24 protein-coding genes and 1 tRNA gene are annotated in these 26,414 nt (G+C 57.6%); 8 read left to right on the forward strand and 17 right to left on the reverse strand.

Features of this window, described 5'->3' with window-relative positions; translation table 11 throughout:
- Window positions 1–92 precede the first annotated feature (92 nt).
- The 6 genes from EII23_RS06180 to EII23_RS06205 form a co-directional block, all read right to left on the reverse strand.
- Complete coding sequence (locus EII23_RS06180; protein WP_124792522.1) at window positions 93–554, reverse strand: pyridoxal-phosphate dependent enzyme; 462 nt, start codon at window positions 552–554, stop codon at window positions 93–95.
- A gap of 35 nt (window positions 555–589) precedes the next feature.
- Entirely contained in the window at window positions 590–3,022 is a 2,433-nt protein-coding gene (gene lon / locus EII23_RS06185) for an endopeptidase La (RefSeq protein ID WP_124792523.1), read from the reverse strand.
- Window positions 3,023–3,195: 173 nt separating this feature from the next.
- On the reverse strand, window positions 3,196–4,488 hold the full coding sequence (clpX, locus tag EII23_RS06190; RefSeq protein ID WP_124792524.1) for an ATP-dependent Clp protease ATP-binding subunit ClpX: 1,293 nt from the start codon (window positions 4,486–4,488) through the stop codon (window positions 3,196–3,198).
- A 1-nt stretch (window position 4,489) separates the two neighbouring features.
- A complete protein-coding gene (gene clpP / locus EII23_RS06195) occupies window positions 4,490–5,098 on the reverse strand; it encodes an ATP-dependent Clp endopeptidase proteolytic subunit ClpP (protein ID WP_124792525.1) in 609 nt (202 codons plus the stop codon).
- Between the two features lie 211 nt (window positions 5,099–5,309).
- On the reverse strand, window positions 5,310–6,650 hold the full coding sequence (gene tig / locus EII23_RS06200; protein ID WP_124792526.1) for a trigger factor: 1,341 nt from the start codon (window positions 6,648–6,650) through the stop codon (window positions 5,310–5,312).
- Between the two features lie 29 nt (window positions 6,651–6,679).
- A tRNA-Leu gene (locus tag EII23_RS06205) sits at window positions 6,680–6,763 on the reverse strand.
- Window positions 6,764–7,168: 405 nt separating this feature from the next.
- On the opposite strand from EII23_RS06205, the gene EII23_RS06210 reads away from it, so the two are divergent.
- Together EII23_RS06210 and EII23_RS06215 are read left to right on the forward strand one after the other, a co-directional pair.
- Complete coding sequence (locus EII23_RS06210) at window positions 7,169–8,461, forward strand: YncE family protein (RefSeq protein ID WP_124792527.1); 1,293 nt, start codon at window positions 7,169–7,171, stop codon at window positions 8,459–8,461.
- 126 nt (window positions 8,462–8,587) lie between these two features.
- Window positions 8,588–9,250, forward strand: a complete 663-nt coding sequence (locus tag EII23_RS06215) for an HAD hydrolase-like protein (RefSeq protein ID WP_124792528.1) — start codon at window positions 8,588–8,590, stop codon at window positions 9,248–9,250.
- On the opposite strand, the gene EII23_RS06220 is transcribed toward EII23_RS06215, so the two are convergent.
- The 5 genes from EII23_RS06220 to EII23_RS06240 form a co-directional block, all read right to left on the reverse strand.
- Window positions 9,233–10,438: an HD-GYP domain-containing protein gene (locus tag EII23_RS06220; RefSeq protein WP_124792529.1), complete on the reverse strand. Its 1,206-nt coding sequence runs from the start codon at window positions 10,436–10,438 to the stop codon at window positions 9,233–9,235. The two genes, EII23_RS06215 and EII23_RS06220, sit on opposite strands and share 18 nt — an antisense overlap.
- 76 nt (window positions 10,439–10,514) lie before the next feature.
- Complete coding sequence (locus EII23_RS06225; RefSeq protein ID WP_124792530.1) at window positions 10,515–11,738, reverse strand: aspartate kinase; 1,224 nt, start codon at window positions 11,736–11,738, stop codon at window positions 10,515–10,517.
- 103 nt (window positions 11,739–11,841) lie between these two features.
- Window positions 11,842–12,333 (reverse strand): tRNA (adenosine(37)-N6)-threonylcarbamoyltransferase complex ATPase subunit type 1 TsaE, encoded by a 492-nt coding sequence (gene tsaE, locus EII23_RS06230; RefSeq protein ID WP_124792531.1) that lies wholly within the window; start codon window positions 12,331–12,333, stop codon window positions 11,842–11,844.
- Window positions 12,315–13,955, reverse strand: a complete 1,641-nt coding sequence (locus EII23_RS06235) for an NAD(P)H-hydrate dehydratase (protein WP_124792532.1) — start codon at window positions 13,953–13,955, stop codon at window positions 12,315–12,317. The genes tsaE and EII23_RS06235 overlap by 19 nt, the downstream gene beginning before the upstream one ends.
- Window positions 13,956–14,327, reverse strand: a complete 372-nt coding sequence (locus EII23_RS06240; protein WP_124792533.1) for a holo-[acyl-carrier-protein] synthase — start codon at window positions 14,325–14,327, stop codon at window positions 13,956–13,958.
- A gap of 127 nt (window positions 14,328–14,454) precedes the next feature.
- Between EII23_RS06240 and EII23_RS06245 the strand changes: the two genes are divergently transcribed.
- Window positions 14,455–15,792, forward strand: a complete 1,338-nt coding sequence (locus tag EII23_RS06245) for a UDP-glucose/GDP-mannose dehydrogenase family protein (protein ID WP_124792534.1) — start codon at window positions 14,455–14,457, stop codon at window positions 15,790–15,792.
- A gap of 27 nt (window positions 15,793–15,819) precedes the next feature.
- Here the strand turns inward: EII23_RS06245 and EII23_RS06250 are convergent, their stop codons facing one another.
- Both EII23_RS06250 and rpmB read right to left on the reverse strand, forming a co-directional pair.
- Entirely contained in the window at window positions 15,820–16,770 is a 951-nt protein-coding gene (locus EII23_RS06250) for a rhomboid family intramembrane serine protease (protein ID WP_124792535.1), read from the reverse strand.
- Window positions 16,771–16,802: 32 nt separating this feature from the next.
- Window positions 16,803–17,012, reverse strand: a complete 210-nt coding sequence (gene rpmB, locus EII23_RS06255) for a 50S ribosomal protein L28 (protein WP_124792536.1) — start codon at window positions 17,010–17,012, stop codon at window positions 16,803–16,805.
- A 125-nt stretch (window positions 17,013–17,137) separates the two neighbouring features.
- Here rpmB and EII23_RS06260 point away from each other — a divergent pair, with 125 nt between their 5' ends.
- The 3 genes from EII23_RS06260 (at window position 17,138) to groL (ending at window position 20,204) form a co-directional block, all read left to right on the forward strand.
- A complete protein-coding gene (locus EII23_RS06260) occupies window positions 17,138–18,034 on the forward strand; it encodes a DMT family transporter (protein WP_124792537.1) in 897 nt (298 codons plus the stop codon).
- Between the two features lie 192 nt (window positions 18,035–18,226).
- Complete coding sequence (gene groES / locus EII23_RS06265; protein WP_124792538.1) at window positions 18,227–18,514, forward strand: co-chaperone GroES; 288 nt, start codon at window positions 18,227–18,229, stop codon at window positions 18,512–18,514.
- A 43-nt stretch (window positions 18,515–18,557) separates the two neighbouring features.
- Window positions 18,558–20,204, forward strand: a complete 1,647-nt coding sequence (gene groL / locus EII23_RS06270) for a chaperonin GroEL (protein ID WP_124792539.1) — start codon at window positions 18,558–18,560, stop codon at window positions 20,202–20,204.
- A 202-nt stretch (window positions 20,205–20,406) separates the two neighbouring features.
- Here groL and EII23_RS06275 read toward each other — a convergent pair whose 3' ends face one another.
- Complete coding sequence (locus EII23_RS06275) at window positions 20,407–21,096, reverse strand: helix-turn-helix transcriptional regulator (protein WP_124792540.1); 690 nt, start codon at window positions 21,094–21,096, stop codon at window positions 20,407–20,409.
- A 179-nt stretch (window positions 21,097–21,275) separates the two neighbouring features.
- On the opposite strand from EII23_RS06275, the gene EII23_RS06280 reads away from it, so the two are divergent.
- Window positions 21,276–22,061 (forward strand): sirohydrochlorin cobaltochelatase, encoded by a 786-nt coding sequence (locus EII23_RS06280; RefSeq protein ID WP_124792541.1) that lies wholly within the window; start codon window positions 21,276–21,278, stop codon window positions 22,059–22,061.
- Between the two features lie 117 nt (window positions 22,062–22,178).
- On the forward strand, window positions 22,179–23,027 hold the full coding sequence (locus EII23_RS06285) for a hypothetical protein (protein ID WP_124792542.1): 849 nt from the start codon (window positions 22,179–22,181) through the stop codon (window positions 23,025–23,027).
- 103 nt (window positions 23,028–23,130) lie between these two features.
- Here the strand turns inward: EII23_RS06285 and EII23_RS06290 are convergent, their stop codons facing one another.
- Genes EII23_RS06290 through mqnE form a run of 3 tightly spaced genes read right to left on the reverse strand, consistent with a single transcriptional unit; the run spans window position 23,131 to window position 26,315 of the window.
- Window positions 23,131–23,970 carry a menaquinone biosynthetic enzyme MqnA/MqnD family protein gene (locus EII23_RS06290; protein ID WP_124792543.1) on the reverse strand — a complete coding sequence of 280 codons (840 nt, stop codon included), beginning with the start codon at window positions 23,968–23,970 and terminating at the stop codon, window positions 23,131–23,133.
- Window positions 23,971–24,026: 56 nt separating this feature from the next.
- Window positions 24,027–25,172 (reverse strand): cyclic dehypoxanthinyl futalosine synthase, encoded by a 1,146-nt coding sequence (gene mqnC, locus EII23_RS06295; protein ID WP_124792544.1) that lies wholly within the window; start codon window positions 25,170–25,172, stop codon window positions 24,027–24,029.
- On the reverse strand, window positions 25,173–26,315 hold the full coding sequence (gene mqnE / locus EII23_RS06300; RefSeq protein ID WP_124792545.1) for an aminofutalosine synthase MqnE: 1,143 nt from the start codon (window positions 26,313–26,315) through the stop codon (window positions 25,173–25,175).
- Window positions 26,316–26,414 lie beyond the last annotated feature (99 nt).

Here is a 26,414-nt window from a genome sequence, read left to right on the forward strand (position 1 = left end):
GCCCCATATGGGCATCGGTGGTATCACCCCGGCCATGAAACTGAAACGGGCGGCATAGGCTCTACTTTTGAGCACTACCACAAATGGGGAGATTACAAGGGGGCGGCTCCCCTGGGCATAAAGACCACGGCACCCAGCCCCAGTTTCTGGGCTGTCCAGGCCAGCGCCCGGCCGTGATTGCCGTCGGTCGCCGTCACCAGCGTGATGTTGCCCAATCTGCTTCGGACTTCTTCGGAGAAAACTGCCTCTACTGTCAGGGCATCAGCGGAAATGCCAAGCCGGGAGGCTATGCACCGCGCTGTGGCCCAGGCGCATCCCAGCACCTTGAAAGCGTCAAGCCCGAAACGAAGGGATTCGTCCTTTACAGAGATGCCTCCCAAGCCCCAGAGCCTGGCCAGAACACGCAGGCGTACCAGAGGCGTGGGCGCATACTCTGAAAAACTCTGGTGAAAAGAGCGAACACATCGGGAAAGATGCGGCCCCAAAGAGCCGCATGCTGTTTCGGCAGTAGGCGGAATCCGCCGACTGTTGCAGCAAAAGTCCACAAGGGGCATGCTATCCTGCCTGTGGAAAAAGTGCCGGGCAGTACCTACTGCGCGGGCTGGCTGTCATCGCTGTGCTTTTCCGCGCGCAGGGAGTGACAAAGGGGAGAGGCAGAAGCACGGCCGGAGAAAATTTCTTCCGCACGCGCGGCCAATGCCTGCGGCAGAACATCGTCCACATGCTCCACAAACACGATCTCAAGACCGCGCAAAACCTCCGCGGGGACCTCCTTGAGATCCTTTTCATTGTCTTGCGGCACAAGCACCTTTGTGATGCCGCTGCGGCGCGCGGCCAGCAGCTTCTCGCGCAGACCGCCGATGGGCAGAACGCGCCCGCGCAAAGAAATTTCTCCGGTCATGGCCACATCGTTACGTACAGGAATGCCCAGCAGGGCTGACGTGATGGACGTTGCCAGCGTAATGCCCGCAGAAGGGCCATCCTTGGGAGTCGCCCCCGAGGGGACATGCACATGAATGTCCACCTTGCGATGAAAACGGGGATCAAGCCCCAGCAACTCCGCACGCGAACGTACATAGGAGAGGGCCGCCTTGGCCGACTCTGTCATGACATCGCCGAGTTGCCCCGTGGTCACCACATGCCCTGTGCCTGACATGATGCTGGTTTCCACCAGGAGAATTTCTCCGCCGCGCTGGTTATAGGCCAAGCCAGTGCAAACGCCGATTTGGGGAGCGTCTTCGCGTTCGCCATGGCGAAATTTTTTCACCCCCAGCATGGCGGGCAGATTCTGACAAGAAACAGTGACGCACTGCTCCAGATCATTTTTTTCCACAAGGCGGATGGCCGTTTTGCGGCACAGGGCCGCAATTTCGCGCTCCAGATTGCGCACACCGGCTTCGCGCGTGTAGGAACGGATGATTTCGAGGATGGTCTTGTCGGAAATACGGATATTGTTTTCCCGTATCCCGTGTTCCCTTATCTGGCGCGGGAGCAGAAAACGGCGCGCGATATGTCTTTTTTCCGTTTCAAGGTAGCTGTTCAGTTCGATCACTTCCATCCTGTCCAGCAGGGCAGCGGGAATGGTGTGCAGCGAGTTGGCGGTGGTGATGAAAAACACCTTGGAAAGATCGTATTCGAGATCCAGGTAGTGATCCATGAACGTGTTGTTTTGTTCAGGATCCAGAACTTCCAGCAGGGCAGATGCCGGATCTCCCCGGTAGTCTGAAGTCATTTTGTCAATTTCATCCAGACAGAACAGAGGGTTGTTGTATTTTACCCGCTTCAGGGACTGAATGATCTTTCCCGGCAAAGCCCCTACGTAGGTACGGCGGTGGCCGCGTATTTCTGCCTCGTCACGCACTCCGCCCAGAGAAAGACGAACAAAATCGCGGCCTGTGGCGTGCGCAACAGATTTTGCCAGCGATGTCTTGCCCACTCCGGGCGGCCCCACAAAGCAGAGGATAGGCCCCTTCAGGCCTTGCGACAATTTTTGCACGGCCAGATATTCAAGAATACGCTCTTTGGGTTTTTCCAGCCCAAAGTGTTCGCCGTCCAGGATATTGCGGGCTTTTTCAATATTGATGTCAATCTGTTTCAGGTCATTCCACGGCAAATCAAGAATCCAGTCCACATAGTTGCGTACAACCGTGTATTCGGCAGCAGACGGCGACATGCTGCGCAGCTTGCGAACTTCGCCCAACGCCTTTGCCCTGGCCTCGTCAGGCATGTCGCGGGCCTTGATCTTTTGTTCGATTTCTTCAAGTTCTGCCTGAGGATCGTCGTCGCGCCCCATTTCCTTGTTGATGGCCTTGATCTGTTCGTTCAGGTAATATTCGCGCTGGTTACGCTCCATCTGCACCTTGACGCGGTTTTTGATGCGCTTTTCCACGGAAGAAAGCGCGACTTCTCCCTGCAACAGTTCGTAGGTCAACTCCAGACGCACCGTGATGTCATCGGCCTCCAGAACTTCCTGCTTTTTGCGGTAATCGACCTTCAGGTGAGGCATCACGGCGTCCGCCAAGGCACCGGGATCCTGAAGCGACAGAATGGAAAGCACGGCTTCCTGAGAAATCTTTTTGTTGTTTTTGCCGTACTCCTCAAGCGCCTCGTGGGTGGCGCGCACCAGCGCAGGCCCCTCCTCAGGGCGGCTCCGGTTTTCACGGCAACGGCGAACGCTCGCCAGCGCGCAGTGTCCGTCCTCATGCAGTTCCTGCCATACAGCACGGTACATGCCCTCAAAAAGCACCTTGATTGTGCCGTCCGGAAGGCGGAGCATCTGCAAAACCTTGCAAACAACTCCCACCGGGGCAAGGTCGTCGGCCTCGGGTTTTTCCTGATCCGGTTCACGCTGGGTAACGAGGAATATCTGTTTGCTGTAGCTTGCCTGCGCCACCTCGATGGCTTTTATGGAGGCTTCGCGTCCCACAAACAGGGGCATGATGGAGCGGGGAAACATGACCACTTCACGCAGGGGCATGATGGGAAGGGTCAGAAAAACGTCCGTGTCGGCATTTTCTGCCATAGATTTTTCTCCGGAACTGAAAACCATTGGCGTATTTTCGCCACAGTTTTTTTGTGCAAAAGTGCCGCCTCAAAAAATCTTACGGCAGCACGGCGGTCATGGAGCAGGGCATCCCCGGACAGCCGGGAAAATATCTGGCAGTGACAAAGCACTGCCGTTGCGCAGGCCGGTGTTCATGAGGCCTTGTTTTTTTCTGCCGGGGTCGGCTCCGCAGAGGATTTTTCTTCGCGCTCGCCGTAGAGCAGAACAGGGTCTTTCCCCTTGTCGATAACAGCCTGATTGACGAGGCATTCGCGCACTCCGGGCAGGGAGGGCAGCTTGAACATGATGTCCAGCATGGTCCTCTCCATCACGTTGCGCAGGCCACGCGCGCCGGTTTTCCGCTCAATGGCTTTGGCCGCAATCGCTTTAAGGGCATTGGCCGTAAAGCGCAAATCCACCTTTTCCATTTCAAACAGCTTCTGGTATTGGCGCACCAGAGCGTTTTTGGGCTCCGTGAGAATGCGCACCAGATCAGCCTCGTCCAGTTCGTCCACATGGGTGATGATGGGGATGCGCCCCACAAATTCCGGAATCAGGCCAAATTTGATGAGATCCTGGGGATGCACCTTGTCCAGAAGTTCGCCCAGGGGCATTTCCTTGTTGCTGCGCACTTTGGCGCCAAAGCCCATCCCTCCGCCGCTCATGCGCGAGGCCACGATCTTGTCCAGCCCCACGAAAGCGCCCCCCATGATGAACAGGATATTGCCCGTGTTCATGCGGATGAATTCCTGCTGCGGATGCTTGCGGCCTCCCTTGGGAGGAATATTGGCTTCCGTGCCCTCAATGATCTTGAGCAGAGCCTGCTGGACGCCTTCCCCCGACACATCGCGGGTGATGGACGGGCCGTCCCCCTTGCGGGATATCTTGTCGATTTCATCGACATAGATGATGCCCTTGCTGGCGGCTTCAATATCGTAGTCGGCATTCTGCAGGAGTTGCACAAGAATGTTTTCCACATCTTCGCCCACATAGCCGGCTTCGGTCAATGTGGTTGCATCGGCAATGGCAAAGGGGACGCGCAAAACGCGCGCCAGGGTTTTGGCCAGCAGCGTTTTTCCGCTGCCTGAAGACCCCACCAGCAAAATATTGCTTTTTTCCAGTTCAACATCGTCACCCAGGGCATCGCCGTAAAAGACCCTCTTGTAGTGGTTGTGCACGGCAACAGCCAGGATTTTTTTTGCTTCGTGCTGTCCTATGACATATTGATCCAGGCGATCCTTGATTTCCTGGGGAGAAAGCAGGCCTTCCTCGTTGCCGGAGCTTTCCATATGATCACGGGCAATGATTTCCGTGCACGCCTTGACGCACTGATCACAAATACTCGCGTTGTCCTGTACGATAAGATTGCGCACTTCAAGCTCGCTGCGCCCGCAAAAGGAGCAGTGCAGGTGTTTTTCCGTTGCGCGTTTGCTGTCTTTCGCCATGTCATTCGCCCGCTTGTTGCGTCATTTCATTGCGGGAAACCAGAACCCGGTCAATAATGCCGAGATCTTTGGCTTCTTCGGAGGTCAAAAAGTTGTCGCGTTCCGTTGCGGCCACAATTTCTTCATAGGATCGCCCGGTATTTTTTGCCAGCATGTGGTTGAGATGCTCCTTGAGGCGGAGGATCTCACGGGCATGGATTTCAATATCCGTAGCCTGACCGCGATATCCGCCGGAAGGCTGGTGAATCATGATCCGGCTGTTGGGCAGTGCAAAACGCATGCCGGGTGTTCCGGCAGCTAGCAAAAAAGCTCCCATGCTGGCGGCCTGTCCCATGCATACGGTGGAAACCGGCGCAGTGACAAAGCGCATGGTGTCATAAATGGCAAGACCGGCGGTCACGCTGCCGCCGGGCGAGTTGATATAGAGATAGATCTCTTTTTCCGGGTCCTGTGATTCCAGAAAAAGCAGTTGCGCGCAAATGAGCGAAGCCACCACATCGTCCACTTCCGAACTGAGCAGGATGATGCGGTCCTTGAGCAGGCGGGAGTAAATATCATAGGCGCGCTCGGAGCGTCCTGTTGTTTCGATGACATAGGGAACGCTTACCATAAGCCCTCCTGTAGGCTCTGTTTCTGTTATTGTGCTTTTGTACGGAGCATGCATGCACAGGCCGTTTTTTTGCGGCAAGCGCATTGTGCGACCGGGGTACTGTGCAAAGCATGTCTGGCACCAGGGGACAGAAAAACCCCTTTTGAGCGCCAAAACCGCCGCGTCAGAAACGGGCGGTTTTTTGTTCTGCGTTGTGACGCTGTCCGCCTTTTCAGTCGCTTTTCTCTTGCCCGCTCGCATCGTCCGTTGCGGTGGCGTCTGTTTTTGCTTCTACTTCCGTGACCCTGGCTTTGGCATAGACCATATCCATCGCCTTGTCAGCCAGCATCCGGTCGCGCAAAACAAAAATCATGCCCGAGCGCTCATAGCTTTCGCGCAGGCTCTTGAAATCTTCGCCAGTTTCCATAGCCAGGCGATACAGGTGCAGGGATACTTCGTTTTCGCTGACCTCAAGGCCTTCCTTTTTGGCGATGGAGAGCAGGAGCACTTGGGCGCGCGCCAGTTCGTCTGCCTGCGGCTGCATTTCCTTGCGGAGATCCTCAAGACTTTTTCCCAGAGAATCAAGGCTGCGCCCCTGACGTTCGAGCCGCGATGCCATATCGCCCAGCAGGGTACGCATCTGGGTTTCCACAACGCTGGGGGGGAGCTCAAAATCCACAAGCTTGAGCAGGCGATCCAGAAGAATTTTCTGCGCGGCGCTCTTGTGCAGGTTGGTGCGGCTCTGGGTATAGCTGTTGAGGATGGACTCCCTGAGTTTCTCCACGTTTTCCAGGCCCAGACTTTTGGCAAGATCATCATTGAGTTCGGGCAGCCTGCGCTCCTTGACGGCATGTACCCTGACCTTCATGGTCACGGTTTTTCCCGCCAGATCCTTGGCCAGAAAATCTTCGGGGAAGCTGATCTGTCCCTCACCTGCCTCGCCGTACGGCACGGTTTTGACCAGTGCTTCAAATTCTTCCAGCGCCTGACGTTCGCCAAGGGCCAGATCAAAATTTTCTGCCCGCACGCCTTCCACGGGCTTTCCGTCTTCAAAGGCCTCAAAGTCAATGGTGGCTATCTGGCCGTCCACGGCGGGAGCCTTGCCGTCCACAGGAACCAGTTGCGCGCGGTCACGGAGGATGCGGTCAATCACTTTCTGCACCTCTTCCGGAGCAACAACAACTTTTTCCTGCTCCACCTCCAGGCCTTCGTACGGCGGAAGATCAAAAGCGGGGAGCACCTCGAATTCGATGGAATAGATATAGCCACCGCCGCGCCGGAAAGGCGCGTCCGCATCTACGGCCACGCCGGAAAGCGGCGCAACGCCAAGCTGCTGCATGACGTCATTGATGTGAACATTGATCAAGTCCTGACGGGCTTCTTCGTAAATCTTGTCGCGAAAACGCTGTTCAATGACCGATGCCGGAACTTTTCCCTTGCGAAAGCCGTCTACCTGTACAGAACTCTTGTAGAGAGCCACAGCTCCCATGATGGCCGCCTCAACTTCCTGCGGGCCGGTGGTGATGACGACCTTTTTTTTGACCGGCGAAATGTCTTCTGCGCTATATTCCACAAGGGACTCCTTTTCTGGAAGATTGTACCTGGTGCGAGAGGGGGGAGTTGAACCCCCAAGCCAGAGGCGCTGGATCCTAAATCCAGTGCGTATACCAATTCCGCCACTCTCGCAAAGTTTTTCTTGGTAGCACAATCGGGAGTGGCTCGCAAGGCGGGAAGATGGTTGCCTGTCTTTTCTCCGGCAACGACTGTCCTTTCGAGACATTCATCTTTATGATGATTTTTCAAAAAATTTGTTTTGAATTTCATATGGTTGAAGTACGGCTTTCATTGAAAGCGTGAAACTCTCGTCCTTTCAAACTCTTTGCCATTTTAGCCCAAACATTGTAAGGAATAAAGAGGTCATACCTTCTCCCATAACGGGTGCACCCCGCTTGACAGAAAACATCAGGCACCAGCGAAGGGCATGCCCTGCCAAAACCGCCTGGCAACACCACTGCGCATGCAGTGCGCTGAGCGCTGGCAGGCAACAAGGGGCGGCCCGTTGCAAAAACCACAAACAAGGAAGAACCTCTCATGCGCAGGCACACACTTTGCGTTCTGGCTACAGGGCTTGTCTGTCTTTTTTTCTGGTTGCCGCACGGGCATGCCGGGCAGACGGCCGCTTTGCCGGAGGGGGAGATGATGTGCAGCGGCCAAATATATGCTCCGCGCGGGGGCATGCGCGTTCGCCAGGGAGCTGTGCGGTGTGACGAACTGGTTTCGCCGAAGTCGGCCAATTTCAGCCCTGACGGAACCCGCCTCTACCTCAATGCACTGGAAAGTTCCTTCACTCTTGTCTATTCCTTCCCCGAACTCCAGCAGGTTGCCGCTATCCGCCATGCCTTCGGTCCTGCCGACGGGCATCTTTTTCAGGGGGAGAACACGGTTTTTTCCTACCAGTATTACAGCAAACCTGCCGGCGGCAATCCCAACATCTTTTGGGGCAAACCTGTGGAGGCGGCTTTTTCGCACGGGGGGAAATATCTCTGGATTCCCTACTACCGGAGAAGCTTTGACGCCAATGCGTCCAGCCCCTCGGCAACAGCCATCATTGAAACGGCGAGCAACACGATTGTGCGCGTCATGCCCACCGGCCCCTTGCCCAAGGTCGTGGCCATTTCCCCCGACAATACTCTGGCAGCGATCACGCATTGGGGGGACAATACCGTTGGCATCATTGACATCAGCAGTGACAACCCCCAGGACTTCCGCTATGTCGGGCAACTGGTTGTCGGGTACAAGCTCTCCACCGCGGGTATTCGCGGCGACAGGGATCGCAACTGCGGCTTTTGCCTGCGGGGAACGGTTTTTACTCCGGACAGCAAGCACCTTCTGGTGGGACGCATGGGCGGCGGCGGCATAAGCTGCTTTGCCATGCCCGAAGGCAAGCTGCTCGGCTCTCTCTCCTCTTTTTGCAACACGCCGCGCCATCTCGCCCTTGATCCCGAAGGCAAATACCTCTATGCCAGCAATCACAAGGAAGGCACTGTCGGGCGGGTTTTGCTTGCGAACTTTCTCAAATCCGCTGCCAACGCCGGAGGAAAAAGCGTGGCGGGTCCGGCGGGAGAAAAAATACATGTGGGCCGCGGCGTACGGACGATAGCCGTGTCTCCTGACGGAAAAAAACTTTATGCTGCCGTCAACGTGGCATCCCTGCTTCTGGAAATCGACATCCCGTCATGGCGCGTTGTGCGCAAGACCCGCGTATCTCCCTTTGCCGTTGGCCTTGGCGTGCATCCCGATGGAAGTCATGTGGCGGTAACGTCGCAGGGCAGAGAAGGTTCCGGCGGCAACTCTGTGGAAATTTTCCAGACGTCCCTGCCGTAAAATACAAAAGCACCTGCCACAAAAGAGCCCCGCAAAAACACAGCCCGCTTCAGAGAAATTTTTTCACTGTTTTTTCTGAAGCGGGAGTGTGTTCCTGCGTCAGGCGCCAAAACAGCCCGGGCTGCCATGAAAAAACATATTTTTTTCGATCTGGACGGAACCATCACGGACTCAAAGGCAGGCATTGTGCGTGCAGCGCAGTATGCGTTGCAGGCCTTCCGGATATCCATGACAGAAGAAGAGCTTTTGCCGTTCATCGGGCCTCCCTTGCAGGATTCTTTCGGAAAAATTTTTCCCCATTCACCGGAAAAAGTGGAACTGGCAAAACAAAAATATCGCGAATATTACACGGAAACAGGCATTTTTGAATGCCAGCTTTATGAAGGTATTGCGGCTCTGTTGCGCGAGCTCTGCCGCACAGGGCACAGGCTCTGCCTTGCCACATCCAAGCCCGAAGTTTTTGCCCTCCGGATTCTGGAGCATTTTTCCCTTTCCGATTGCTTTCTCCACGTGGCTGGCGCGGAACTTTCCGGCCCCCGCAACAGCAAGCCGGACGTTTTGCGGCATGCCTGTGCCCTGTGCGGAGCAGATGATATGCAGTATTGCCTGATGGTGGGCGACAGAAAATATGACGTGTGCGGCGCGCACGAACTGGGGATGGATTGTGCCGCCGTATTGTACGGCTACGGTTCGCGCCGGGAACTGGAAGAGGCCGGTGCAAAGTGGATGTATGAAACGGTGGAAGATCTGCGCCGGGCGCTCTTTTTCTGGTCAGGCATTGCACGGTAGGGAGAGAAATGCCTCCACGTCAATGTCCTTGTCCTCCGCGTGGGTGAGGGGGCGCGTGATGCTTACGTCCGGGCATTTGTACAGATCGATGCCGTGCGTATCGGCAACAGGGCGTCCGTGCGCGTCCGTGATGACCAGCACCTTCGGCTGTGTGGGGAATGTCATGTTGGCCGCATGCACCACGCCATACTCTCCTGTGGAAAGAAGCACCGTGGATCCCACAGGGTAAACGCCCATCATCTTGATGAACCGCTCTACCCAGCCGGATGCCCAGGCCTGCCCCCGCATCTTGTACATGATGGCCAGCGCTTTCGTGGGTGCCAGTGAGGGTTTGTACACCCTTTTGGCCACAAGTGCGTCATAATTGTCGCTGATGGAAATGATGCGGCCGAAAACGCCGATTCTTTTGCCGGAAAGTTTGTGGGGATAGCCTGTTCCGTCATGACGCTCGTGATGTTGTACCGCCCCTTGCAAAATTTCGGGGGCAATGCCCGGCAGCTTTTTGAGGCGCTCATATCCGAGCAGGACATGCGAACGCATGAGCGTCAGTTCTTCAGGTGTCAACTGGCGTGGAGCATTGAGCACTTCGGAGGGAATCGCGGACTTTCCGTAATCATGAAACAGGGCAGCCAGTCCCACAAGGTGCAGGGCATCTTCGGGCAGGTTGAGAAAATGCGCGTATGCGACCGCAAAAATGGTCACGTTGACGCAGTGGGTATAGGTATATTCGTCAGAAGTCTTGAGTTGCGCAAGAGAGAGCAGGGCATCGGCGTTGCGGTCAAGGCTGCCGATGATCGACTCCACATACGGCTGGGAGGCTGCAATGTCCGCAGTGCCGATGGACGATGACTCCATGAAATTTTTTACAAGATCGAAAGAGTCGGCGTAGATGCTTTGGGCCTGCCCCATTTCTTCATTCAGCGGCACGGTCGGTTGCTGTGTCGTGGAGGCTTCCGTGGACTCCGCAGGCAATTCTTCCGGTTCATTTTCCCCGGCAGGCGATTTCATCCGGGACGGGTCATGGTAGACCTCGCGGTAGCCCTGCCTGTAGATTTCGGCAATTTCTTCCTCCGAGGAAATGAAACCTTCTTCCATATACAGCAGCGGGGCTTTTATCCAGGAAATATCCGGACGCACAACGTACATTCCCGGCCGCAGATCAGTGATGGCAATTTTTTCTCTGGACATGGTCAAACAAGAGGTTTGTCGACCGTTGCCGCAGAGAGAATTTGCCCGCTACAACGGCCACGGAGGAACAGAAGCGTCAGTCAATATCCCAATCAAGGCCGAAGGCGTCGTGCAGGATGCGCACAGCGAGTTCGACATACTTTTCCTGAATGAGAATGGTGATCTTGATTTCCGAGGTGCTGATCATCAGTATGTTGATACCTTCCTGGGTCAGGGCGGAAAATGCCCTGGCCGCCACACCCGAATGGTTGCGCATGCCCACACCGATGGCGGAAACCTTGGCAACGCTCACATCATGGATCACTTCCGAGGCACCTGTCCGGGGCGCGACATCTTCCATGATTTCCAGCGTCTGGCGCAGGTCCTTGCGGGGGATGGTGAAGGTGATGTCCGTACGCCCGTCAAGGCTGGTATTCTGCACGATCATGTCCACCAGAATACCTTTTTCGGAAAGAGGGCCGAATACGGCCGCCGCGGTGCCCGGAATATCAGGAAGGTCGCGCAACGTGACGCGGGCCTGATCTTTGTCATAGGCGATGCCGGATACAAGAACAGCTTCCATCCGTGAGTCCTCCTGAGTCACAAGCGTGCCGGGATCATTGCTGAAAGTGGAACGCACCCTTACGGGAACCTTGTATTTTTTGGCAAACTCCACAGAGCGTATGTGCAAAACCTTTGCTCCCATGCTCGCCATCTCAAGCATTTCTTCATACGCGATGTGATCCATCTTGCGGGCTGTGGAACAGATATTGGGATCCGTGGTGTACACACCGTCCACATCAGTATAGATTTCGCATTCCACGGAGTTGAGAACCGCAGCCAGGGCCACCGCAGAGGTGTCTGATCCGCCACGGCCCAGTGTTGTGATTCTGCCGTCAGCAGTGCGGCCCTGAAATCCGGCCACAACAAGCACATCGTATTCCGCGAGGCAGTCTTTCAGTATTGCGCTGTCAATGGAACGTATGCGCGCATTGCCGAAATCGTCATCCGTGACAATGGGAATCTGCCAGGCCAGCAGAGAACGCGCCCGGATACCGGCGTCCTTGAGCATCATGGCGAACAAGCTGACGGATACCTGCTCGCCCGTGGAAACAAGAGCATCAGTTTCCGCCAGATCGGGGGAGGCAGACCATTCTTCGGCAAGAGCCAGAAGTTTGTTGGTTTCGCCTGCCCTGGCCGAAAGAACGGCGACAACCTTGCATCCCTGCGCCAGCCCGGACAGAACCTTTTCGCGGACGCGCTTCATGCTTTCCGGAGTGGCAACCGATGTGCCGCCGAATTTCTGCACCAGTATCTTCATATCACAGTCCTTGCCTGTCCACGCATTCCCGGCAGGGGACAGGGCATGTCACAAATTCCGGAGGCAACGCGTACATTGCCCGAGCATGCTACGCGTGCCGCATTCAGGGTTTCTGCGGTTTCACAGGCCACACATCATGCAGCCGCTGCAGGACTTTCCCGGCCGGGACTCCGTGCGCCTGTATTGTGCAGTGCCTGTATTCAATACACGGTTGCAGAAAAATGTCCAGATAATGCTGCGGAGTATACAAGGAGAGGAGGTATTCCGCCCATTCGACGATGGTCAGAACACCAGGATTTTCCAATCCTTCAAAAAGTTCGTCAGGCAGGTTTTCGGGGGTGCGGTACAGGTCGTGGTGCGCCACAGGGGGCAGAGTGGGGTAATAATGACACAGGGTGAAAGAAGGGCTGGCCACTTCCGCCTGATCTCCGTTGGGGAGAGCCTCCACCAGCGACCGGACGAGAGAGGTTTTTCCGCTGCCCAGAGGTCCGCGCAATAGCAGCACATGCATGCCGGGATACTGCTGCACGCTGGCAGCCAGAAAGCGCCCAAGGCGTTGCGTGGCGGCAAGATTTTCTAGTGCGATGACGGCCATGGAAATTCGTCTCCACAATCTTGTTCCGCCGCGTACTGACCCATGACCAGCGGGAGAGCGTCGGCAAGGGCAGAAGGGGTATTGCCCCGCACAGGATAGCGGGATGCCAGCCACAGCCCGGCCAGAGCGTGCAGGGCCACAGCCGCCCCGGCGGCAGCCTGGGCGCGGGATATGCCGGGGGGGAGAAAATATTTTTCCCGAAACAGCGCACCCCTTGAGGCCAATATGCCGCCTACACAGCCAGCCAGCACATCGCCCGAGCCTCCCACAGCAAGCTGGGGGATATCGTAAGGGCAGAGCAGCACGGAAGATGCGCTTTGCCCCACAAGGCTTCCCGCTCCCTTCAGAATAACAACGCCCTTGCAGAGCCCGCACAAACGGCGCAAGGCCGTCGGTCTGTCCGCCTGGATCTGCGCTGTGCTTTCGCCCAGCAGGGCTGCCGCTTCCCCCGGATGGGGAGTCAGCACATCTTCAGAAGTGATCCGGGCAAGAAGGCGGGGACTGGTGGAGAGAAGTACCAAGGCATCCGCATCGAAAACCGTGGGAGGTCGATGGGGAATGTCCAGCACAAGCTCCAGAAATTTTGCGGCCTCGGGGCTTCTGCCCATTCCGGGGCCGATGACCAGAGCCGTACTTTTTTTTGCCATGTCCACCAGAGAGGCAGGCAGATGCGAAGGCCAGCAGCGCGGAGAACCCGGCAGTTCCAGCGTCATGATTTCGGCCCATCCGTTCCTGACGCTGCCCAGGCTCGCCGCAGGCGCCGCAGCGGTGACGAGCCCTGCGCCGCAGCGCAGGGCCGCGCGCGCGGCAAGGTGCGCCGCCCCTTCATAATCGGGGACTCCTCCCGCAACGAGAACATGCCCGAAGGTTTGCTTGTAGCTTTCTTCGGGGAGCGGGGCCAGAGCATTCAGACAGTGCCCGTCAGCAAGAAACCAGGAACACGGCGCGCTTTGCCGGACACAACGGGGAATGCCGATGTCCCGCACATGCACTCTGCCTGTCCAGGGGCGGGCGTGCGGCATCAAAAGCCCCGGCTTGCCCGCCGCAAAGCATACCGTGGCCGCAGCCCGCACGGCTTCGGGGCTGGGGCGGCCCGTGCGCCCGTCCAGGCCGGACGGTGCGTCAAGAGCCAGAACAAAACTTCTTTTCGCCAGCATATTGATGGTGCGAACGTGCGCCAGAATATCCGCCCGCAACGTGCCACTGAAGCCCGTTCCCAGCAGACCGTCGATCACCATGTCTGGCGGGTTTTCCCTTGGCAGGGCGGACGGGTGCAGCAGCCTGAAGGCAACCCCTGCTGCCCGGGACAGGCGCACATGCCTGCCGCACGCGCCCGTGTATGCCCTGAGGGGCTTTGTGTGCAAAACCAATGGGATGCAACCCTGATCAAGCAGGTGGCGCGCCAGGCAGGCTGCATCCCCACCGTTGTTGCCGCCGCCCATAAAAAGCCAGACGTGCCTGCCCGCAAGCTCCGGCTGACAGCCACGCAGCACGTCAAGGGCGGCCCGCGCCGCATTTTCCATCAGAACCACTTCGGGCAGCCCCAGATCCACAGCGCCCTGATCCCAGGCACGCATTTCCCCAGGCAGGGGCAGGGGAGGAAAAACCGTCAGCGCGCTCATTCAGCCCTCGAACAAAACGACAGCCACGGCTGACGTGCGGTCATGGCTGATGGATATGTGGTGGGTGCGTATTCCAAGTTTTCGGGCACGCTCCTGCGCCGGGCCGTGCAGGTACAGGCACGGCTGCCCCAGAGGGGTGGGCAGAACTTCGATGTGCTGCAAGCTGATGCCCAGGCTGAAGCCCGTGCCCAGAGCCTTGACCGCAGCCTCCTTGGCGGCGAAACGGCCCGCAATGTACGGAACAGGGGCAGAGGGCAGGAGGGCGCGTTCCCGCCCGGTGAGGACTTTTTCGAGAAAACGCTCCCCGAACCTTTCATAGGCCGCACGGATTCTCTGTATCTCCACAATGTCCGTGCCAAGGCCAACAATCATTGCCCTGCCTCCGCAAGGAGCGGTTGCTCCCTGAAAAAAAATAGCGTATCCACCTGCATCTGGATGCATTTTGCCCATGCCCGGCCAGGGCGTCAAGACTTCCCCTGAACATACGGAGAACTCGCGGATGAAGTTGTGTATTGTCGGCACCGGATATGTGGGGCTTGTGAGTGCGGCCTGCTTTGCTGAAATGGGGAATACCGTCACATGCGTTGATGTGAACCCCGATGTTGTGAAAAAGCTCAACGCTGGCTCTGTGCATATTTTCGAGCCGGGGCTGGAGCCCATGGTGCGGCACAGCCGGGCCGACGGGCGGCTCGCCTTCACCACCAGTCTGGAAGAAGGCATCAGGGATGCGGATTGCGCGTTCATCTGCGTGGGGACTCCCCCCCAGCCGGACGGATCGTGCGATTTGAGCTATGTGCGTCAGGTCGCGGGCGACATTGGCCGCCACATGCAAAAAGACCTTGTGGTGGTGGACAAATCCACTGTGCCCGTGGGCACGGCTGACGAGGTCAAGTCCATCATCCGGCAGCAATTGGATGCCCGCAAAGTTTCCTTGAAAGTGGATGTGGTGTCGAATCCGGAGTTTTTGAAAGAGGGTGACGCCATCGCCGACTTCATGAAGCCGGATCGTGTCGTTTTGGGGACGGATTCGGAGCAGGCTGCGGCACTGATGCGCGAACTGTACTCGCCTTTTGCCCGCACCAGAGACAAGATCATTGTCATGGGCGTGCGTAGCGCGGAAATGACCAAATACGCCGCCAACTGCATGCTGGCGACAAAAATATCCTTTATCAACGAAATTGCCAATATTTGCGAAAAGGTTGGTGCCGATGTGCGGGATGTGCGCACGGGGATCGGCTCTGACTCGCGCATCGGTTACCAGTTCATCTATCCGGGCGTGGGCTACGGCGGATCGTGCTTTCCCAAGGACGTGAAAGCCCTTATCCATACGGCGGAAAAGGCGGGCGTGGAGCCGAGGCTGCTCAATGCCGTGGAAGAGGTGAACAAACGCCAGAAGCAGTATATGGCGCGGCGCATTCAGGAATATTTCGAGCCGCAGGGCGGTGTGCAGGGCAAAACCCTGGCTGTCTGGGGCCTGGCTTTCAAGGCCAACACCGACGACATGCGCGAAGCCGCTTCCATCAGTATTGTCAATGACCTGACTGCTGCGGGCATGAAAATCCGCGCCTTCGACCCTGTTGCCGCCGACAATGCGCGCGTGATTTTTCAGGGCAACGGGCTTGTGGAAATTGTGGACAGCCAATATGCGGCGTGCGACGGGGCACAGGCCCTTCTGGTCGTCACCGAGTGGAATCAGTTCCGCAATCCCGACTTTGACCGTATCAGGCAGTCGTTGACTGCCCCCATACTTTTTGACGGGCGCAATCTCTACTCGCCGTCTTCCATGGCGCAGCGCGGTTTTGCGTATTTCTGCATCGGCCGCAGGGCCGATGCCTGAAGCCTTTTGCGCGGAGATGCTTTTGTCTCATCCCCGCGCAAAAGCCCACAACCAGGCCGATACAGGCAGGAGCAGCGCGCAAAAGGCAGCCAGAATCTGCCCTCCACGCCCTTGATTTTTGGGGCCATGCCACGCCTCAAAAATCCCCAGGGCAAGGCCGCAGAAAAAACCTGCAAGATGCCCCATGTAATCGGTGTTTGCGCCTTCTGTGCCGAGAAGGGCGAGAATGCCCGCAGCGCCAGCCACAGGCAGGATGGCCCGGCGTCTTTGCGTTTCGCGGCAGGCCATGATGCCCGCCATAATGCCCACAGACGCAAAAAGCACGGTGGAAAAGCCCGTGCTCCGGGCTGGCGCGTCCCGCAAAAAAACACTTGCGGCATTGGCCAAAACGCCTCCGGCAAGCGAGAGCCACAGGGCCTTTCCCGCTCCTGTCAAACGTGCCAGCAGCGTCAAAAACAGAGCCCCAAAGGCGACATTGCCCCAGAGGTGGCTGTCGTCGGCATGCAGTGTTGTGGCGGTGACCAGGCGATACCACTGGTCAAAAATACGCACCTTCACGGTATCAAGCACACCGGCAGCGGCCCATGTTTCCGGCGGGGGCAAAAAGGGTGGGGCATTCCACCATCCTCCGCGCCACCCGTGCCAGAGGATGAGGGGCACAAGAGCAAGCGTGGTCAGATAACTGTAGGCACAGGCGGGAACCCGCGGAGGCGCTTTTTCCGGAGTCTCTGCAAGAAACTCGCGCAGTTCCGTGTTTGCCATGCGGGCATGCAGGGGAGGCGCATACACGGTCTTTCTGCCTGCCCAGGAAATAATCTTGTGCGGAATATTGCGGGCCGAGAGCACCAGCATCTGGTCACGAAAACGCGTGTATCCGTCCGTCGGCCCAAAATGGAGAACAGCGCGCCAGTAGGGGGGCAGGCTGTTTGGCCTGCGCCGGATGCGCCAGCGCGGCACACAGGAAGATGGGGGGCACATGCAAAAAAGCCCCGATGTCTCGGGGCTGGAATCTATCCCTGCTTGCGGACAACAGGCTTGGTTACCACGCCGGAGCGCAGGCACCGTGTGCACACCGTGAGCGTCTGAACGCGGCCGTTGGCGAACTGGTGGCGCACACGTTGCAGATTGGGGGCAAAACGGCGTTTTGTCTTGATGTTGGAGTGGCTGACGAGGTTGCCCACTTGCGGCTTTTTTCCGCAGAAAACACATTCCTTGCTCATATATCCTCCGGATGCAGAATCTGTTTTGTATAAATGGTAGAGTGCGCCTGGAGCAGACGCGGATACGACCACCGAACGGCCAAGCTGGATACATAGATCACAAAACAAATAAAGGCAAGGTTTTTATGCCCGACAAGAATGCTTCTGCGGCTGTCCCCTCACCCAAAAATCCGGCAGTGCGTAGCGCATTGGTCCGCATGCACGCGGCCACGGTCCTGTTTGGCATTTCGGGCATTTTTGGCAAGCTTTGCCAGAGCAGTTCCTTTGCTCTGGTATGCGGGCGGGCGCTGGTTGCCGTTGGCGCTGTGGGCATTCTTTGCCTTGCCCGTCAGGGAGCGCCCTGGCGGGGCGTCAGGCCGCAGGATTTGCCGGGGTTGCTGTTGAGCGGTGTCTTGCTTGCCGTCCATTTTGTCACTTTTTTCGAGGGGATCAAACTTGGCGGTGTGGCCGTGGGCACGCTGGGTTTTGCCAGTTTTCCGGCTTTTACGGCCCTGTTTGAAAGCATGGCATACCGCGAACGGCCAGCAGCGCGTGAACTGACCTGCATGTTCTTTGTCAGTATTGGCCTTGTGTGCATTGCCCCGAATTTTTCTTTTTCCCATGAGGCCACACAGGGCCTTTTGTGGGGCATTCTTTCCGCCGTGGCCTATGCTCTTGTGGCCATTTCCAATCGCCGTTTTGCCGCCAGCCTCACGGGCATGAAAACCTGCTGGTGGCAAAATATTGTTATTGCCGCCTGTCTGTTGCCTCTGACTATTGGGGAAATGCCCTCCATTTCCCTGCCGGACTGGTTCTGGATAGCCTGCCTTGGGTTGTTGTGCACAACTCTGGCCTATACTCTGTATGTTGACAGCCTTGCGGCCATCAAGGCACGCCATGCCGCCCTGATCATCTCTCTGGAGCCCGTGTATGCCGTTGTCGCGGCCTGGGCCTTTCTGAACGACATGCCAACGCTGCACACGCTGGTCGGCGGGAGCCTCATTCTCGGCGCAGTTTTTTCTCTCAATGCCAAGGCTGCATGAGCCACAGGCGGAGATTGGGGGAAAGCAAAAAAAATTTTTCTTTTCCCCCCTTTTCAACCGGAAAGGCGGTCTTATTGTATAGGCCGTGCGGGACAATGCCCGTTACGCACCATATTTCAGAGCTTTTGCCCCTTGCGGCGGCTCTGCGTCCGCAAGGGACAAGAAAAAACATTTCTGGGAGGATCTGAGATCATGAAACTGAAACCCCTCAATGACCGTGTGCTGGTCAAGCGTCTTGAATCCGAAGAAAAGACGGCCGGTGGCCTGTACATTCCGGATACGGCCAAGGAAAAGCCCTCCAAGGGACAGGTGGTTGCCGCCGGACCCGGAAAGCTGGGGGAAAAGGGTGAGCGCGTTGCCCTGGCTGTCAAGGCCGGTGATCAGGTGCTGTTCAACAAATACGCCGGAACGGAAATCAAGTTGGACGGCGTTGACCACTTGGTCATGCGTGAAGAAGATATTCTTGCCATTATTGACTAACTCTTTCCCCGTCGATCTATCCTAATCAGGAGGAAATACTGCGATGTCTGCAAAAGAGATTTTTTTTGACGCCAAAGCCCGTGAAAAACTTTCCCGCGGTGTTGACAAGCTTGCCAATGCCGTCAAGGTCACCCTCGGCCCCAAAGGCCGCAACGTGGTTATTGAAAAGTCTTTCGGCGCTCCTGTCATTACCAAGGACGGTGTCACCGTTGCCAAGGAAATTGAACTGAGCGACAAGTTTGAAAACATGGGTGCCCAGCTCGTCAAGGAAGTTGCCTCCAAAACTTCCGACGCTGCCGGTGACGGCACCACCACCGCCACCATTCTGGCACAGGCCATCTACCGCGAAGGCATCAAGCTTGTTGCTGCCGGTCGCAATCCCATGGCCATCAAGCGCGGTATCGACAAGGGTGTGGAAGCCCTGACCGCCGAAATGGCCAACCTGAGCAAGCCCACCCGCGACCAGAAAGAAATCGCCCAGATCGGAACAATCTCCGCCAATGCGGACGCCACCATCGGCAACACCATTGCCGAGGCCATGGCCAAAGTGGGCAAGGAAGGCGTTATCACGGTAGAGGAGGCCAAGGGTCTGGAAACCACCATGGATGTGGTGGAAGGCATGCGCTTTGACCGTGGCTATCTGTCCCCCTATTTCGTGACCAACTCGGAAAAGATGGTCTGCGAGATGGACAATCCCTACATCCTCTGCACGGAAAAGAAAATTTCCAGCATGAAAGACATGCTGCCGGTGCTGGAACAGGTTGCCAAGGTGAACCGCCCCCTGCTCATCATTGCTGAAGATGTGGAAGGCGAAGCTCTGGCGACCCTTGTGGTCAACCGTCTGCGTGGTGCCTTGCAGGTTGTTGCCGTCAAGGCTCCCGGCTTTGGCGACCGCCGCAAGGCCATGCTGCAGGACATTGCCACGCTTACCGGCGGTCAGGTGGCCTCGGAAGACATCGGCGCCAAGCTTGAAAACATGACGCTGGCCGAACTGGGCACAGCCAAGCGCATCACGGTGGACAAGGAAAACACGACCATTGTTGACGGTGCCGGCAAGAGCGAAGACATCAAGGCCAGGGTCAAGCAGATCCGCGCCCAGATTGAAGACAGCACCTCCGATTATGACCGTGAAAAGTTGCAGGAGCGTCTGGCCAAGCTGGTGGGCGGCGTGGCCGTGGTGCATGTGGGCGCTGCCACTGAAGTGGAAATGAAGGAAAAGAAAGACCGCGTCGAAGACGCGCTGAATGCCACCCGCGCCGCGGTGGAAGAGGGCATTGTGCCCGGAGGTGGCACGGTCTTCATTCGTGTGGCCAAGGTGCTCAACGACATTACACCGGCTGACGACGACGAACTGGCTGGCGTGAACATCATTCGCCGCGCCATTGAAGAACCCCTGCGCCAGATTGCCCACAACGCGGGCTTTGAAGGCTCCATTGTGGTCGAAAAAGTGCGTCAGGGCAAGGACGGCTTTGGCTTCAACGCTGCCACCGGCGAATACGAAGACCTTATCAAGGCAGGCGTTATCGACCCCAAAAAGGTGTCTCGTACCGCCCTGCAGAACGCGGCCTCCGTGGCCTCCCTCCTGCTGACCACGGAATGCGCCATTGCAGAAAAGCCCGAACCCAAGAAAGATATGCCTGCCATGCCCGGCGGCATGGACGGCATGGGCGGCATGGGCGGCATGTACTAGCATGACCTTTCCCGCCAAGCCGCACAGCGGCTTGGTGGCGCAAACTCCGCAAAACGGGGTTTGTCATGAATCTGAAAATCCCCCCGGCTTGCCGGGGGGATTTTCTTGCCAGTATCTTTGCGGTAAAGATCGGTCAAAAAGCCGACCATATCAGCTTGGTCAAAACTTCCTGCCGTGCGCGGTATGCTGAATCTGAAGAAGTTTACCGGTATTCCCGGCCAGACCAGAGAACGCGGCCAATCACGCGGAACTGCTCCGCGCTGTCGCCGCGCAGATCCAGACTCAAGGGAGGATAGGCGGGATTGACGCTGTGCAGGATGATTTTTCCGGGCACCTTGTCAATGCGCTTTATATAGATGGCGTCCTCAAAGCCAACAGCGTACAGCCGCCCAGGGCTGATTTCTGTCTGGCCGCGATCCAGAAGGACGAGATCGTTGTCAAAAATTTCGGGAACCATACTGTCCCCCGAAACACGCATGAGCACCATGCGTCTTGGATTGCCCTTGCGGTGCAGAAAGTCACTGCGAAAGGCATATCCTCCGTCCCCGGCGGCACTTGTCTCCAGGCTGCCCGTGCCTGCGGAAAGTCTGGCTTCGGCCAGGGGCACGGTAATGAGCTCGCAGTCACATTCCGCCTGCACGCTGGGCAGTTCGCCTTCGGCGGCTTCGGGCAGATGCATGGGGCCGCGCCCGAAAAAGAGCCAGTGTGCGTTGACCCCTGTCTGGGCAGCGCATGCCTGTATCCAGGAGGGCGGAACTTCCGCGCGCTTTCGCGCTCCGCTGACGGATTGCGGCGTAATGCCGAGTTTTCGGGCCAGTTCCGCATCTGTGGAGACATCCAGTGCCTGCATCAACCGTTGCAGCACATCCTGAAAACGGGAATTTTCGCGCATATGTTTCTCCTGCACACAAAAAACTGTGTCGCGGTTGACAATGCGGGAAGATGTATCATCCTGAGATGAATTTTGCAAGTTTCATATGGATGAAAATTTTGTATTTTCAGCTATTGATTGTCAATGAAACATGCCAACTGCCTTGCTTCTCCCGCGCAAGTGACGTACAAACACCCTTCATGAAACGGGCGATTCTTTTGGTGGCTTTTGGTGTTGGCAGCGCCCAGGGGCAGAGTGCGCTCATGCATTTTGATTTTCTGGTACGCCAGCGTTATCCGGGCATTCCTGTGCGCTGGGCCTTCAGCTCCCACTTGCTGCGCGAGCGCATGACTCTGGCCCGCAAGAAGAGCGACTCCGTGTTCAAGGCTGTTCGCCGCCTGGCTCTTGAGCGTTTTGCCCAGGTGGCGGTGCAGCCCCTGCAAACCATTCCCGGTCAGGAACATGCGGCAGTGGCTGCGGAGGTGGAAAATGCCGCGGCACAGGACGGAATCGTTTGCCGGATCGGCGCCCCGCTGCTTGCAACAGATGATGATGTGCATGACGCCGCCCGCGCGCTTGTGCGGCACCTCCCGGCGGAGCGTACCGCCGGTGAGGCTGTTGTGTTCATGGGGCACGGAACGCGGCACGAAGCCGTGTCCCGCTATGCGGATCTGGCGCATGCCGTGCGCTCCCATGACAGCCATGTGCATGTGGGAGCCATGTGCGGCGCCATGACGCTTGACCACATTCTGCCGCTGCTCACGTCCGCACGCGTCTGGCTGCTGCCCCTGCTGTCTGTTGTGGGCCGTCATGCCTTGCAGGACATGGCCGGGGGGGGAGCGTACTCCTGGCGCAGCCGGATTGAAGCCTGCGGGCGGCAGTGCCGTCCGGTGCTGAAGGGCTTGGCGGAGCATGCGGAGGTTGCAGAAATATGGTTGCGTCACCTTGACGCCTGCCTCGGCTCGCTTCCTGGCAGGAGCGGGTAACGGTTTGCGCCCCTGCCCGCCTGCCGTGTTCTGCGACGGCATGCCCTGACGGCATACCGCCTGCTCCGGCGTGGATTGTATACGGATCAAAAAATATTACAGTATCTGGAGGTGGCTATGCGCGGTTTTTTGCTCGTGATACTTTGTCTCTTTTGTCTGCACGGATGCGGCGCGCGTGGAGGAAACGACGGGGGAGCCGCGCAGGATATGGCACAGGCGTCTTCTCCCGCCGCAGGGCTGGGCGACAGGGTAAACGCATATAATCCCTATATGCGGGATGCGCTGCCCAGTCTGCGTTCGGCTTCTTCCGAAGGGCAGGCCATGCTTGCCCATATAGGAGGGCGTGTCCCCACCATAGAACGGGAAGCGGCGCATCGCCCGCACTGGAAAAACGAGATTTATCCCGTGGTGTTTGGCGATATCCGTGCCCCGCACGAAGTTCTCGTACTGCTTGATTTTGCGTCCCCCCAGAGTGAAAAGATCTGGCAGTCCGTGGCAGAGGCGTCCCGCTCCCTTGATCCCCGGCAGTGCAAGATTGTTGTTCTGGCCAACAGCAAGGAATATTACGGAACAGACCTCATGGGGATGGCCATCTGGATTTCCTATTCCCGTCCGGGGCAGGCCATGCCGTATCTGACCTACGCCCTGTCCCGCTGGAATGCGGCCAAGGCCGCACAAAAAAAGAGCCGTGGTCAGGCCGTGCGCTTCAATAACGAGTATGATGCAACGGTCAATCCCACAGATCTTCCCATTCATTACAGCTATATGGCGCAGCTGCGTCCCCCTGTGCGCGAGAGCGACGAATTTTCCATCGGCAAGTATTGCTATGATGCTGGCAACGTGAACCTGTATCAGGCGGAGCAGATCAGCCGCTTCTACGGGGCGGGCAAGCTGCCCGCAGTGATTGCCGACGGCAAGGTGCTTTCTTCTGTCTCTGCTGCGGGCATCCTGAAAGCGGTGCGCTGAAAACAAGAAAACCGCCGGAGCTGTGGCTTGCTGCCGCGTCTCTGGCGGGAAACGCAGCAAAAAATTGTTGCTCTTTTGGCATCTGCGCAGCACACGCGGCGTACTACATGCCAAAAAATTCCAGTTCCGGAACAGTGGGGATGAGCCCTGCGCCGCAAAGCTTTTCATAAAAAAGCAGAAGCCCCTTTTTTTCTTCCGCGCCAAGAGTATAGACAAGGCCTTCCGTATAATAGACCGTCAACTCCTTGCGGGACAGCGGGCAGCCGTGACCCGTGAGATCAAGCACAATATCCAGATGGCTGAGGCCCCAATCCCGTCCGCTGCGGAGGAGAGCGCCGGGATCCTGACCAAATGCGCCGGAATCCGCTGCGGCGCGGCTGACAACCCACAGGCCGAAAATAAAGGGAAGCCCCGTCCAGTTGCGCCAGGCTTCTGCCAGATCCAGCCTGTAGGGATAGTCGGGGTGGCTGCGCAGGCGCAGCGCCTCATCGCCGATGGCCAAAAAAGCGTCCGGCGGCGTGGCGCCGCGCAGGGAGGGGGTAACCTGGCCTGTGCTGTAGGTGACGTTGCAGTGGTAAAAGTCCCGCATCAGCAGGCGCAACAGAGCAACGGAGGTATGCGTTTCTCCACTGACCAGAATGTTTTTTCCGTCAAGCTGCATGAGGGGAACGCGCGAGAGCAGAAGAACGCTCATGACCGGCCCGCGTGACCCGATGGACAGATCGTCCACCAGATAATACCTCTCCGGGCGGGTGGCATATTCAAAACAGGAGCAGGAAGAAACGTGCAGTTCCCCGCGTGCCATCATTTCGTTGAGCAGGGCGGGAGGCCCTGAAACAAGCTCGAAGTCATGGGGCAGGATGCCCGCTTCCAGCGCGTGATAGATGGGCAGCACATTCAGATAGCCGATACGGCCCATGCGCAAGGGGAGAGGAGAGGCCATGTTTTCTCCAAATTCTCCGGCTCGGCGCGTTGCAAGCCCCGCGCAAACTTTGCCGGTCAGTCCGTCCCTGCCTGCTCTTCCGGTTGCGGTTTGACAGGCTGGTAGTCCATTGTTCTCTGCACGGGCGCAAAGCCTGCCGCCCGGATGACCTGATGGATTTCCCTGCGGCTCATGCGGAAAGAAACTCCCGCAGCGGCCACCACATTTTCTTCAATCATCAGGGAGCCGAAATCGTTGGCTCCGTAAAAAAGCGCCAACTGCGCGACCTGCGGCCCCATGGTCACCCAGGATGCCTGGATATTGGGGATATTGTCCAGCACCAGGCGAGAAACGGCCAAAAGGCGCAGATATGCGGGAGCGGGCAGGGGGTGAACGGGAATCTGCGTGTGGGCGGGTTGGAACGTCCAGGGGATAAAGGCTGTGAAGCCGTGGGTGCGGTCCTGCGTTTCGCGCACGGCAAAAAGGTGATCCAGGCGGTGCGCGGGCTCTTCTTCATGCCCGAACATCATGGTCGCTGTGGTGCGCAGTCCCAGCTTGTGGACTTCTTCCATCACCTGCAACCACTGCTCCGCGGTGCACTTGTTGGGCGAAACGCGGGCACGCACACCCGTATGCAGAATTTCCGCTCCGCCTCCGGGCAGGGAGTGCAGCCCGGCGTCTTTCAGGCGGCGCAAGACTTCCGGCACGGAAAGGCCGAATGTTTTTGACCAGAAAAAAATTTCCGGAGGAGAAAAGGCGTGGATATGGAGTGTGGGCCAGGAGGAGCGTATCCAGCGCAGCAAGTTTTCATACCAGTCCAGCGGCACATCGGGATGATGCCCCCCTTGCAGCAGTATCTGCGTGCCGCCAAGAGCCAGAGTTTCTTCGATTTTTTCTGCCAGTTCCTCCCGGCTGACAAGATATGCCTCGGGATGCCCCGGAGGGCGGAAAAAAGCGCAGAAGCGGCAGGCGCATACACAGACATTGGAATAATTGATATTGCGGTCGCCAACGTAGGAAACCGTCATCTCGGGGTGCAGGCGCATGCGCACCGCATGGGCCAGTTCCGCAAGGGTATGCAGACTGGCCTTGCTGTACAGGGCTTCGGCAAAACGGCGGTCAAGGCGGCGGCCCTCCCTGACGGCATCCGCCGCCTGAAGCACGTCCGCATATTCGGCGCCGTGCTCGTCAAACGGACTGTGGGCGTGGAATGGGGTCGTCACCTATTGGGCCTCCGTTCTTTCCTGCGCATCCGGCAGGGGAACAAACGTCGCGTTGCGGCGAACCGGCACAAAGCCGGAACTGCGAATGAGATGCTCCAGTTCGGCAATGGTCATGCCCTGGGCAGACTGCGCACCGGCCATATGGCCGATGTGCTCTTCAACAATGGTTCCGTCCAGATCGTCTGCTCCGTACCAAAGAGCCACAGGGGCCAGTTTGGGGCCCAGCATGATCCAGTACGCCTTGATGTGGGGGATATTGTCCAGCATCAGACGCGAAACAGCCACAGTCCGGAGCTGATCCAGGCCGCGCTGCGGGCCGATCTTGTCTTCCGGGAGCTTGAGGCGGCTGTTTTCCGTCAGAAAGGGAAGGGGGATAAAGCAGGTAAAACCTCCGCTCTTGTCCTGCTGCTCACGCAAGCGGCAGAGGTGGTCGATCCTGTGTTCCGTGCTTTCCAGATGGCCGAAAAGCATGCTGCAATTTGTCTTGATGCCCAGGCTGTGCGCTTCTCCGGCAATGCGCAGCCAGGAGGCCGCATCGGCCTTGTGGGGGCATATCTGCCGCCGCACCTCTTCGTCAAAAATTTCCGCGCCGCCTCCCGGCATCATCACCAAACCGGATTTTTGCAGACGTTGGAGAACTTCCAGAGTGCTGATGCCCTCAAGGCGGGAAAAATGCTCGATCTCCACGGCGGTAAAGGCTTTGAGGGGCAAGTGGGGATTGAAGGCGCGCACTTTTTGAAGCATGGTTTCAAACCAGGCAAGAGGGCGCGCAGGGTGGCAGCCGCCCACGATGTGCAGTTCGTCAAGGTGCAGGGGCGTGGCGTCAGCCGCGCGCAAACGGTCCAGCACTTCTTCGAGGCTCAGGCTGAATGCGCCGGGTTCTGCCTCGCTGTCGCGCCGAAAAGCGCAAAAGGTACAGCCGTTGACGCACACATTGGTATAATTGATCTGCCGGTTGACAACATAAAACGTCTTGTGGCCGTGCCTGCGGCAGCGGGCGTGCAGGGCCAGCGCGCCAACGGCTGTAATGTCCTTGCAGGCAAAAAGGGCCAGCCCGTCATCATGGCTCAGGCGCTCGCCAGCAAGCACCTTTTCGCGAATGGACGAAAGCCCCAGATTGGCATAGTATTTCGCGTCCAGCATGAAGAAACCCTGTACCGGGGCGGATGCCCTGTCTTGAATTGGGATTGTATGCGGGGTCGCGCCGCAAGGCGCGAGGGGCAGCACTGTTTTTGTGCCCTC

The organism is Desulfovibrio sp. OH1186_COT-070, assembly GCF_003860215.1.
In the GTDB taxonomy this organism is placed as follows: domain Bacteria; phylum Desulfobacterota; class Desulfovibrionia; order Desulfovibrionales; family Desulfovibrionaceae; genus Desulfovibrio.